The sequence below is a fragment of the Vibrio phycocola genome, from assembly GCF_053850235.1.
In genome coordinates this window covers 91,494-103,961 of sequence record NZ_JBSQDJ010000007.1, presented here as the reverse complement: position 1 = coordinate 103,961, position 12,468 = coordinate 91,494, and the positions used below count along the sequence as shown (strand labels likewise).

Below are 12,468 nucleotides of genomic sequence, written 5' to 3'. Positions count from 1 at the left end.
GGCAATAATAATTTATTGGCTCCTATAATTGATATTTATATTAAATCTTGATAGTGCGAATAATGTGCATTAAATACAAAAAAGACGAGCACTTAAGGCTCGTCTGATCATATAGAAATCGGATAAATGTTGATTTATTTTACTCGGCTGACATATTCTCCTGAGCGAGTATCTACTTTAACCACTTCACCAATCTGAATAAATAGAGGAACTCGAACCACTGCACCAGTAGTTAAAGTTGCAGGTTTTCCACCCGTACCTTGAGTATCACCTTTCAAACCTGGATCAGTTTCAGTCACTTCAAGTTCTACAAAATTTGGTGGCGTTACTGTAATTGGGCTGCCATTCCATAAAGTAATCGTACAAGTGTTATTCTCTACCAACCACTTTACATTATCACCAACCGCATTGACTTCTGCGGCAATCTGTTCAAATGTTTCGTTGTTCATAAAGTGATAAAACTCACCATCGTTGTAGAGATAATCGAGATCGATATCAACAACATCCGCCACTTCAAAAGATTCGCCCGATTTAAATGTTTTTTCCAACACTTTGCCTGAGAGAAGCTTACGGATCTTCACGCGGTTAAACGCCTGACCTTTACCTGGTTTCACATACTCGTTTTCGAGAATGACACAAGGCTCATTATCAAGCATAATCTTAAGACCGCCTTTGAATTCATTCGTGCTAACAGTAGCCATTTTTTCCTCTTACCATTCTTCGAGTTCACATTAATGTCGACTATAATACCCCGAAAAACCGATTCTGTTGAGCAAAACTGGCTCAAACAACTAACGAATGCGATCTCAGATCCGCAAAAGTTGCTCAATTACTTGAATATCGATTCAACCTCCTTCGAAAAAGGGAATGCAGCACGTTCATTATTTGCTCAGCGAGTCCCGATGAGTTTTGTTGATCGTATGGAAAAAGGGAACCCAAATGACCCATTACTGCGTCAAGTATTACCATTAGAAGAGGAATTTGAACAACATCCAGGTTATACCCATGATCCATTAGAAGAGCAAAATAATGCTCAACCTGGGCTATTACACAAATATAAAAATCGAGTACTGCTAATAGTCAAAGGGGGCTGTGCCATTAACTGTCGCTATTGCTTCCGCAGACATTTTCCTTATCAAGACAACCAAGGCGGTAAAGTCGTTTGGCAAGAAAACCTCGATTACATTGCACTGCATCCTGAAATCAATGAAGTCATCTTGTCTGGTGGCGATCCATTAATGGCCAAAGATCATGAATTGGAGTGGCTCATTCATGAAATAGAAAAAATATCACACATTAAAACGCTTCGAATTCATACCCGTTTACCGGTTGTTATACCTGACCGTATAACAAGCCACTTGTGTGACATACTTGCTCACACACCCTTAAATGTCGTACTTATCACTCACATAAATCACCCGAATGAGATCGATACTACATTGGCACAAGCAATGGCAAAACTCAGGCAAGTGAATGTGACCTTACTGAACCAAGGAGTACTGCTAAAAGGGATAAATGATTCGGCTGATGTGCTAGTAAAGCTCAGTGAGCGACTTTTTAGTATCGGGGTTTTGCCCTATTACCTACACCTATTAGATAAAGTTCAAGGCGCAGCGCACTTTTATGTACCCGACGACGTGGCACGCGATCTCATGCGACAAATCATCCCACAGTTGTCAGGTTACTTGGTTCCAAGGCTTACGAGAGAAATAAGTGGGCGCTCCAGTAAAACGCCCATCGATTTACACTTAGAGTAAATCTTATCCGTTGTGAGAAGCGACAGCTTGGAAGCCGCCTTCTTCCAATGGATAAAAATCGACATAATTATTAATCGCCTCAATGGCATCTTCTTGATAATGAGTGACATAAAGCAACTGTGTAATATTAAGTTCAGCGATACGTTCAAGGGTGTGAAAAACCAGTTTACGATTTAAATAATCTAAGCCTTGATATGGCTCATCTAGAATCAGTAATGCGGGTTGTTTAATCAGTGCTCTAGCAATAAGTAACAAGCGCTGCTGACCATAATCCAAGGACTTAAAACTGACCTTAGCATACTGGCTCATTTCAAACGCTTGTAGCCACATCTGAGCCAATTGAATTTCTTTAGTTGACGGTTGAGAGTAAAGACCAATTGAGTCATAAAAACCGGAAAGCAGAACATCAAGCGCTTGGCAATTGACGCGATACTGTAAATGAAGCGATGAAGAAACAATGCCAATATGTTTTTTTATATCCCAAATGGTTTCACCGGAACCACGTTTCATACCAAGAACGCTAATATCATTGCAATAGCATTGAGGATGATCGCCCAAAATTAAACCAAGTAATGTACTTTTTCCACAGCCATTTGGACCTCGTACTTGCCAGTGCTGCCCAGCTTCAATACGCCAATCTAAATCTTTAAAAATGAGTCCATCTGTATATTCAACTTTAACCTGATTCATCTCAACCCTAGGGTCAGGGTAATTATTGGCATGTTGGTGTTGTTGAATCAAATCAACGAGCTGATCACTTTTACTCTCAGATAATGCTGCCAATTGTTGAATCACCGGATGCTGATTCCACTCTGAGATCGTCATAGTATTGGTCAATTTATTCTCGTCAAATAAAGCCACGTGAGTAATGAAACTTGGTAACTCATCTTCACGAGAAGTAATCACTATCAGTTGAAGTGTACGAGATAGTTCTTCTAACAAGTCAGTTAGCCATAATCGATGCTCAGTATCCATACCCACATATGGATCATCCAAAATTAACATTTCAGGGTTCATTGCCAATGCTCTGGCTAACATTAACCGTCGGGTTTCTCCCGTGGATAATTGACGAAACCCTCGTTGAGCAAGCGAAAACAGGTCCATCTTCAACATAAGGTCTTCAGACTGCTGCTTCGAGGCACACAACGCTTCGAGCAATTCAGAAACGGTTGACCCGTAGTCAATTCGATCTAAAAAATCAGTATCATCGTTTGCCAGTTCATCTTCCAATAGTGCTTGCTGTAGATGCAGTGATACCACCGCTACTGATGGAGGTAATTCAAGCTTATCACCGGGATTTTTAATGCTATCAACAAAGAGCTGAGAGAGAGATTGAGCAGTTTCTGAGCGAGTAACAAAAACACCCCAATGCTGGGTAGGTTCAAGGTTCCATTCAGATATTTGTAACCCAGATCCTTGATATGAGAAATTCCATTGCAGAGCAGACACTAGATTTCCTTTTAGTGTAATAAACCAAAATTGATATAAGAAACAGGCGAAAGTTTAAGGAAGATGAACAACATTATCTAACTTGTCAGCTTCGTGGATTTGATAGTTCACGTTACCGTTACGCTTCACTTCATACATAATATCATCAGCGGATTCAAGTAACGCTCTAAGATCATACCCTTTAGTAACTGACGTGCTCACCCCAATACTTGCTCCGACACGAGCAGTAATCGTTGAACTGATTTCGATCTCTAATGCAAACGACGCATGAATTTCTTCAAGAATAAAATTCACGCGCTCTAAATTATCTAAAATCATAGAGATAACGAATTCATCTCCGCCCCAACGAACCACGAGATCATCAGCTCGTAGAACACTCCGTAATCGAGAAGCAATTTCTTTGAGTACGATATCCCCAGCTTCATGACCATGTTTATCATTGACCAGCTTGAAGTCATTGAGATCCAGAAGAAGCATGACAAAGGCGCTATTACTCTCCTTGGCATATTCCAACTGTTTCGCAAATTTAAGCTCTCCGCCACGGCGATTAAGTAAGCCAGTAAGAGAATCATGCGTCGCGTTATACTCGAAATGACGTTCGATTTTGGCACGATCGGATATATCGTACACCACCATTTCCACAAATTTACCAGACTCGCTACTTTTATCTTCAATCAAAGAAAAAATCGCACGAACCCACACATCTTCATGCCCTTTTACTCTAAAGTCTCTGAATATATTCGTTTCTTGATCTCGAACACTTTGAATAACTTCTTCCATCTCAGCCTTTTCATCAATGAGATCAGAAGCGTAATAGTAACTTTGAGATAACTTTTCCGAGTTATGTTTAAAAACAGCTTCAAAAGCGGGATTGGAAAGGAGAACTTTGTTCTGCGCATTAATTAGCGCAATCCCTGCGTGGGAGTACTCAAAAATCATCCTAAATTGTTTTTCTAAATGAGCAATTTTGGCATTTTTTTCTGAATCTAAAGAAAATGAATCCTGAACTTTTTTCAGCATCACATTCATATTTTCAGCGAGAAAACCGATTTCATCATTCGACGTCACCTCGACGGGTTTTACTTCTCCCGACTCAATCTCAACTTCTGCAAGTTGCGCAACCAAACGATGGATGGGCCGTGAAACCACCATTCTAAATAACACCATAAAGCAAATTGAGACCGTAACAATTAGAATAATTTGCCATTGAACCAAAAACAGCCCTTTCTCTTTTGCTTGGCTGTTGATGAATTCTTGGTTAATGAAAATATCTAAAGAACCCACCTCTTTAGGCGTTTCAAAGGTCGTCCGAAGCTTAACGTGTATATCCGATCCGCTATTATATCGAACATCCCCGTTAGTTAACTTTACGCCAGACGAAAGCGTAAAAATGACGCCATTAATTTCTGAAATCGTTCCAAGTCCATTTACGATTTCCGTCGCTAAAGAAAAATCACTCATATAGGCTGCTACCGAAGCATTACTTTCGATAACAGATAAAAACTGTGTCACTCGAAAATGCGCATCTTCTTGAGCTGTTTGAAAGGCGTGACGATAAGCAATAGTACTTGCTACTGGGATAAAGATAACTGAAACAATGATGATCGACACCAGTATTTTTAATTCAAGATGTCTCGCTATCCACGAAAATGGTCCTGATTTTCGCATTTTTATCTCCCTCACTGAAAAAACCTAATTCATTGAGATTTAGAGTTACAATTAAGCTTGTTTAGGTACAACAATCATTATAATCATGTGATTAAATTGCCAATTACTATCAATTCAAACTAGAGGTAACCATAAGATTTTATTATATATTTATATACAGTCATTTCTAGCTACACTCTAGCTGAGTAATCTCACAATAATAGATAACAAACATAGGCTGTTTGATTATAGGTCATAATCGGCAAGCGTAGTCGCTAACATATTCTTATTAACAATTTACTAAATTGACTTACTGCTGTCACAAAAAGGTACCATATTGAGCCACTTGGAGCTTACCTTGACCACTTATATCGCCGAAATTTAGGGAAACTTAAATAAAATCTTTTAAAAATCAGATATGTGCCACAAATTTACATTAGATGAGTCTAATCTAGAGTAAGAATTGGGTTTAACGGTGGGAATAAAAAACGAGGCTAAATATAAGCCTCGTTTTTATTAAGGTAGGTTTGGTAAAAAGGACTTAATAGCCACCGAGTCAGTAGACACTCGTTAGTCTTCTTTCGTATTGCTTCTCATACTCTACAGGCGACAATTGATTATTGGAACCATGCCTGCGTTTTACGTTGTAGAACATCTCAATATATTCAAAGATATCCATACGAGCATCTCCCCGTGTAGAGTAGATTTTCCGCTTAACTCTTTCCCTTTTCAGTAACTGGAAAAAGCTTTCAGCTACGGCATTGTCGTGACAATTGCCTCGGCGGCTCATACTGGCTTCTAGCCTATGTTGCTTTAAGAACTTATTCCAGTCTTGACTCGTATACTGACTGCCTTGATCGGAATGCACCAGCACCTTTTGTATTGGTGAACGCCGCCATATAGCCATTAAAAGCGCATCTAAAACCAATTCTTTCGTTATTCGGCTTTTCATCGACCAGCTAATCACTCTTCTCGAGAAAAGATCCATAATAACAGCAAGGTATAACCAGCCCTCATGTGTTTTTATATAGGTAATATCGGTTACCCATGATTGGTTTGGAGCCATTGGATTGAACTCCCTAGCTAATTTGTTAGCCGAAGCAACATGTTCAAAGCCCGCCTTAACTCTAGGTTTACGATACCCGCGTTGTGACTGTAAGCCTTCTCGTTTCATCAAGTGATGTACTTGATTTATCCCGCAGGATTCACCTTCATCTCGTCGGTCACTGTATATCTTTCGATAGCCATAAACGCCACCTGATTCCAACCAAAACTGTTTGATAAGCCCAAGAAGATACTGACGCCGCTTCTCTTGTTTGCTGTCAGGTTGTTTTAGCCAAGCATAATAACCACTGGGATGAACCCCAAGGATTTTTCACATCCGTCGAACAGGCCAAAAAGACTGATTGGCTTTAATAAAGGCGTACCTCAGTCGGACTGGCTTGCGAAGTACACCGCGGCTTTTTCTAGTATATCCCGCTCTTCGGTTACTCTTTGCAGCTCTTTACGAAGCCGACGAATTTCGGCATTTTCATCAGATTGAGTTTGGTGTTGGGCGGAGTTAGGACCGTAGCGCTTCACCTAAGTATATAGACTGTGAGTTGTTGTCCCCAAGCGATTGGCAACATCTGCCACACCATGACCTTTTTCAGTGACTTGTTTTACCGCTTCAATTTTAAATTCTTTTGGATATTTTTTACTGATCATAAGCACCTCTCTATTAGTCATTTTGTCTAACTAAAAGGTGTCTATCAAGTCGGTAGCTATTCAATTCCGATGTAAGGGTTATTACAGTGAAGAAAGAAGAAGCTCGTGTTAAAAGGTTCCGCGTACCCATTGAATAATCCGCAGCAGGTCAAAAAATACTTTTGCTAGGTAAATGTGACTAAATTATTTCTGCCCGTTATTCGTTGACAAAATGATGAGCACTAGGAAGTCTTTGTAACCAAAGGTGGTTAGTAGATGATAATGTTTTTAAGATCAATGGATTGTATAGGAAAAGTCCTACTTCAATTGAAACAGTCAAAAACGCCAAAACTAAATCCCAATAAAGTGATTGACAAGCAAAACGGTAAGTGTAATCCTAAATTTATGAATATGAAGCCTAACTTCCAACGAATTATTATCATCATTTCTTAAGAAATGGTGGGATAGTTAGTGCAACTAAATTTTAAGACCCGCCTGAGAGGCGGGTTTTTTGTGCTTACCTCTTAGGATTTTAAATTAAGAGGTAAGTATGAGTTCAAAACAAAAACAGACATCTCCACCCACGAGTTTTTCTTTTGTGAGTGCTGAACACGACATGCTGCAATTCTGGGAAACGCACAGTGTATTCCAGACATCTTTGGAGCAGTCAAAAGATAAACCTAAGTTCGTATTTTACGATGGTCCGCCCTTTGCAACAGGGTTACCTCATCACGGCCATTTGGTGGCTTCCACTATCAAAGACATCATCCCACGTTATCAAACCATGCTTGGACATTACGTTGAAAGGCGATTTGGCTGGGATTGTCATGGTCTTCCTATCGAGCATGAGATAGACAAATCATTGGGGATGTCTGCTAAGGAAGCGGTAGAGAAATTTGGTATCGCCAAATATAACGACGAATGCCGTGGCATCGTTCAGCGGTATACACAAGAGTGGGAGAAAACAATAACCCGCCTAGGCCGTTGGGTCGATTTCGATAACGACTATCGAACTCTGGAACCCTGGTATATGGAATCCGTGTGGTGGGTGTTTAAGCAGTTGTGGGATAAAGGCCTGGTATATCAAGGGGAAAAAGTTGTTGCTTATTCCACGGAGCTCGAGACCGTTTTATCTAACTTTGAGGCAACATCGAACTACAAAGATGTTCAAGATCCCGCTATCTCGGTATTGTTTAAACTAGAAGACGAAGATTGCTATTTGGTAGCTTGGACAACGACACCTTGGACTCTACCTTCAAACCTTGCGCTCTGCGTAAATCCTGAATTTGATTACGTTAAGGTGCGCGACCAGTCTGCAGGAAAATCGTTTTGGGTTGCTAAAGAGTTATTAGAGAACTTCTCAAAGGGACATTCGGTCGAAGTGCTGGCTACTTCTAAAGGCTCAGAGCTTGCGGGTAAATCCTATACGCCTATCTTTCCTTACTTTGTACAGTACAAAGCTAAAGGTGCGTTTAAAGTCCTCGCGGATACTTTTGTTTCGCAGGAAAGTGGTACGGGCATTGTCCATATGGCCCCTGCGTTTGGGGAGGAAGATCAACGAGTCTGCCTTGAAAACGGTGTTGAGGCGAGTGTGTGTCCACTGGATAGCAAAGGTCGCTTTACTGGTGAAGTGCGTGATTTTGCCGACGTTTATGTGAAAGATGCCGATAAATCGATAATCCAGGCGATTAAGGATCGAGGATTATTGTATCGGCATGACACGTTAATGCACAGTTACCCTTTTTGCCCTCGTTCTGATACGCCAATCATCTATCGAACGGTGCCTTCATGGTATATCGGTGTAACCCAGCTGAGAGACAAACTTGTTGAAAACAACAACCAGATCAAATGGGTGCCAGAGCATATCCAGCAGGGTCGAATGGGTAAATGGTTGGAAAATGCGATCGATTGGGCCGTTTCAAGAAATCGATACTGGGGAACCCCCTTGCCTATCTGGATAAACGATGTCACAGATAAGACCTACTGTATAGGGTCTATCGAAGAGCTGACTTCTTTAACTGGTACACAAATTGCAGACTTGCATCGGGATCATGTCGACCATTTAACCTTTACTTTAGCCGGAGAGGATGGTGTGTATCGCAGGATACCGGAAGTCTTTGATTGCTGGTTTGAGTCAGGTTCAATGCCCTATGCACAGGTTCATTATCCATTCGAGAACAAGCAAGAGTTTGAAGCAAGTTTTCCTGCATCGTTTATCGCTGAAGGCGTGGATCAGACACGAGGGTGGTTTTATACCTTGCAGGTGTTGAGTGAGTGTCTGTTCGGTAAACCCGCTTTCACTAATGTCATTGTTAACGGCATTGTGATGGCGGAAGACGGTAAGAAAATGTCTAAGCGGCTTAAAAACTACACGGCCCCCGATGTATTAATGGAACAGTACGGTGCCGATGCGTTGCGATTGTGTCTTATCAATTCTGGTTTAGTTAAAGCCGAAGAACAGAAGTTCTCTGACAAAGGCGTTCAGGAAATGGTCAGACAGGTGCTTCTGCCTTGGTATAACGGATTTAAGTTTTTTAAAACTTATGCTGATATTGACGGGTGGAAAGTCAATGACACAGCTGCGAGAGACAATGTACTTGATCAGTGGATCGTTTCTCGTTTGGAAAGCCTAAAAGAAAAAGTAAATGCTGAAATGCAGGCGTACCATTTGTATGAAGTGGTTCCACCTCTGTTTGAGTTTTTGGAAGACCTAACAAATTGGTATATCCGCTTGAACCGTTCTCGATATTGGCAAACTGACATGAATGAGGACAAAGAAAGTGCCTATGCTACGCTCTATCATTGTCTAAACACGTTTACCACGTTAATGGCCCCGTTTGCCCCTTTCTTGTCGGAGTTCATTTATCAACAGCTTAAAAAGTATGACGAAAACTCAGAGCTGCCATTATCGGTACATTTGCGACCTTACCCTCAAGAAGTCAGTGAGCTGAAATTGCCCGAACTCGAGACAAGTGTTCAGAGTTTTCAACATCTGATCATTATGGGCCGACAAATGAGAAACGATATCAAAGTTAAGCTCAAAACACCGTTGAGACAGGCAACGATACTCCACCGAGACAAGTCAGTGCTGGATGATATTCAACGCTTGTCTGATTACATCAAAGCGGAACTGAATTTCAAGTCCTTAAGTTTTAGTACCGATGAAGGAAAATTTATCGACCTCTATGCGAAGGCTAACTTTATCGCACTGGGGAAGCGTTTGGGTAAGCAAATGAAACACTATGCGAACCTAATAGCTAACCTTTCACCTACTGAGATTGATCATCTTCAGCAAACAGGGTTTCTGGATATTGACGGACAACGTTTTGTTGAAGAAGATATTGCTATCTACAGAAAAGCAAAGGACGGCGTAAACGCGGTTTCTAACCGTTATATCTCCATGGAGTTTGATCCTAATCTCACTGAGGATTTGGTTGCAGAAGGCATGATTCGTGAGATAGTAAGCCGTATACAAAAGCTCCGAAAATCATCCGGTTTTGGGGTTACGGACAAAATATCAGTGTCTGTGAATACTTCTGATTCAGTAAAACGATGGGTAGAACAGCATCTTGATTATGTCCAAACAGAGACTCTAGCGAAATCTGTTGATTTTGAGTTGCCTGACAATATGGGGGAGCACCATAAGCTGGAAATGGGGGAACTAAGTATTGCGGTCAAAAAAATAAAAGTCGATTAACGTTTACTGCAACAAGACAAGTGCGGCGTGGAAAAACTACGCCGCCTTTTTGATAGTCAGTCATTTATGTTTATGAGCACGTGTAGGACGGTATTTGTCGGTCTCTTTCTCCAGCCACTAAGAATTTACATGGACAAAAGTAGAGTCCATTAAAGGCCATTGCTTTTGAAGTTAATCAGTCCCTGGGTAAAAATCCTCGTCGACTGCTCAATTATATCCGAGCTCTTCAGCGACTGAGCTTCAGGGTTTGCTGATAATCTATTCTCTATGAGCAGTACACTCAACCCTTGAACCAGAGCCCATGCCGATATTGAGGCGATTAGTTCATCTGCTCTATCTTGCTTATTACTCACTTGAACGTTCGAAACTGCATCGCGAAGAATCTGGAAAGATTGTGAAGAAACCGTTTGGAGCATACCTGACTCAGTCGTCGCTGACTGCATATCAAACATTAGTTTAAACAACGCAGGGTTAGATAGAGCGTACGTCACATAACCTTTGCCAATAGCTTGGAGATAGTCTGAAGGTGTTGATAAAGAGACACTGTTTTCTCTCATGCTATCTAAAAGCCCTTGAAAACCATCCACTGCTAAGGCCTCTAGCAATGCCGTCTTGTCTTTGAAATGAGAGTAGGGAGCATTCTGGCTGACGCCAACTTCCTTAGCAATTCTACGAAACGTGATAGATTTAATTCCCTCAAGTTCCAGTAACTTATGTGCAGCTTCTAATACCGCTTCTCTAAGGTTTCCATGATGGTAGTTATTTTTTTTTGTCGTCATATCATTCAATTCTATAAACAACTCATAATAGTATTTCACCACATAAACTTGACAGTGTACAGTTTGAGGTTATAGTTTAATCTGTACAGTGAACAGATCGGTAATGTCGAGGGCAGCATGATAGTAGAAATAGCGGTTAGGTATATACACTTTTTGAGCATTTTTTCTCTAACTTCCTTGTTGGTTTATCAGAACTTATCCTTAACAAAGAAACTTGAAGCTCACGAACTGAGAAACTTGAGTGCGATTGACGCGCTATATGGTGTGAGTGCCTTAGCTGTATTGGTTAGTGGACTATCTCTTTGTTTCTTTGTAGGAAAGCCAAGTCATTTTTACATCAACAATATCGTTTTTCATTATAAGGTAGGTTTGTTTTTACTTGTTGCCCTAATGTCAGTAATACCGACAGTTTTCTTTTTTAGAAACCGAAAAATCACTGAGTACGATAAGAAAGTCCCTAAAGCGGTTATATTTATTAAAAGGGTAGAGGTTTTCGTGTTGTTATTTATTCCTCTATTTGCCGCATTAATGGCTAGGGGAGTGGGTTACAGCTAAAAACTGTAATGCCCGGTGTACAGACAATGTATTTGTTTAGGAGAAATATATGGTAACGCCATTAATTATTCTTTTTTTGCTTTCCAGTCCATTGGGTATTGCATTTGTTTATTCAAAGTTGAGTAGCAACCCTCTGAATGTTAGGAAATATGCATGTTGGGGGCTAGCAATTGCCTTCCTATTCTTTAGTGTGGGTCATTTCGTTCAAAAAGAAGGTATGGTAGAAATGTTACCAACCTGGGTCCCTTTCCGTTTGGAGTTGGTCTATCTCACAGGGGTGATTGAGTTTTTTATTGGTATTGCCCTTTTTGCTCCGAGGTATCAGTCCTTAGCCGCAAAGGTTGCCATTTTAGCTTTTGTTGTTTTCTTCCCGGCAAACATTTACGCAGCAATTCATAGCATTGGTCTTGGTGGGCATCAGTGGGGACCTATCTACTTGTTAATACGCGGACCTTTACAAGTTATACTAATTTCATGGGCATACTTTTTATGTATAAAAGACCAAAACAAGTCGAGTTAATATTTACAAGTTGTCAAGTTCTGTCATTGCAACAACTCTAGCAATAAAGTCGAGAATGAAGACTGCGCTCAGACGTAAAATGTAATTGAAGAGGTGATAAGGTCTAGTTCATGTCCTCCAGCAATAAAGCAAGGTGTCTTCTTTGTAACAGTGTTCACTTGTCGACTGGTTTTCGAACACCAGTATGGGGATCAAACGAAGAGGAGTTGCACGTAATTTGTAACGATTGTGCATTATCAGTTCCTTTGTATTCTTGGGAGTCTAACTTGAAAACGCCAAAAACCAAGAATGATCTGTCTTTTGAAGACAGGGATTGAGCCTAACTATGTTTGAAATGGTGTTAGGGTTTTCAACACAAAGAAATGAAACCAAAAATTG

General features: G+C 40.6%; 8 protein-coding genes and 1 pseudogene. 4 read left to right on the top strand and 5 right to left on the bottom strand.

Going from position 1 to position 12,468, the window contains the following annotated elements; genetic code table 11:
* Nucleotides 1-134 precede the first annotated feature (134 nt).
* Entirely contained in the window at nt 135-701 is a 567-nt protein-coding gene (gene efp / locus ACWU4D_RS11785) for an elongation factor P (protein ID WP_456051630.1), read from the bottom strand.
* A 33-nt stretch (nt 702-734) separates the two neighbouring features.
* On the opposite strand from efp, the gene epmB reads away from it, so the two are divergent.
* A complete protein-coding gene (gene epmB, locus ACWU4D_RS11780) occupies nt 735-1,757 on the top strand; it encodes an EF-P beta-lysylation protein EpmB (protein ID WP_456051629.1) in 1,023 nt (340 codons plus the stop codon).
* Between the two features lie 3 nt (nt 1,758-1,760).
* Here the strand turns inward: epmB and ACWU4D_RS11775 are convergent, their stop codons facing one another.
* From ACWU4D_RS11775 to ACWU4D_RS11765, 3 genes and pseudogenes are all read right to left on the bottom strand, one after another.
* Nucleotides 1,761-3,206: an ATP-binding cassette domain-containing protein gene (locus ACWU4D_RS11775; protein WP_456051628.1), complete on the bottom strand. Its 1,446-nt coding sequence runs from the start codon at nt 3,204-3,206 to the stop codon at nt 1,761-1,763.
* 54 nt (nt 3,207-3,260) lie between these two features.
* Nucleotides 3,261-4,874 carry a diguanylate cyclase gene (locus ACWU4D_RS11770; protein ID WP_456051627.1) on the bottom strand — a complete coding sequence of 538 codons (1,614 nt, stop codon included), beginning with the start codon at nt 4,872-4,874 and terminating at the stop codon, nt 3,261-3,263.
* 535 nt (nt 4,875-5,409) lie between these two features.
* Nucleotides 5,410-6,560, bottom strand: a pseudogene (locus ACWU4D_RS11765) (IS3 family transposase).
* 529 nt (nt 6,561-7,089) lie between these two features.
* On the opposite strand from ACWU4D_RS11765, the gene ileS reads away from it, so the two are divergent.
* Nucleotides 7,090-10,236 (top strand): isoleucine--tRNA ligase, encoded by a 3,147-nt coding sequence (gene ileS, locus ACWU4D_RS11760; RefSeq protein WP_456051626.1) that lies wholly within the window; start codon nt 7,090-7,092, stop codon nt 10,234-10,236.
* Nucleotides 10,237-10,385: 149 nt separating this feature from the next.
* Here the strand turns inward: ileS and ACWU4D_RS11755 are convergent, their stop codons facing one another.
* A complete protein-coding gene (locus tag ACWU4D_RS11755; protein WP_456051625.1) occupies nt 10,386-11,015 on the bottom strand; it encodes a TetR/AcrR family transcriptional regulator in 630 nt (209 codons plus the stop codon).
* 117 nt (nt 11,016-11,132) lie between these two features.
* Here ACWU4D_RS11755 and ACWU4D_RS11750 point away from each other — a divergent pair, with 117 nt between their 5' ends.
* Both ACWU4D_RS11750 and ACWU4D_RS11745 read left to right on the top strand, forming a co-directional pair.
* Nucleotides 11,133-11,570 carry a DUF2214 family protein gene (locus ACWU4D_RS11750; protein ID WP_456051624.1) on the top strand — a complete coding sequence of 146 codons (438 nt, stop codon included), beginning with the start codon at nt 11,133-11,135 and terminating at the stop codon, nt 11,568-11,570.
* A gap of 49 nt (nt 11,571-11,619) precedes the next feature.
* Complete coding sequence (locus tag ACWU4D_RS11745) at nt 11,620-12,090, top strand: DoxX family protein (protein WP_456051623.1); 471 nt, start codon at nt 11,620-11,622, stop codon at nt 12,088-12,090.
* Nucleotides 12,091-12,468 lie beyond the last annotated feature (378 nt).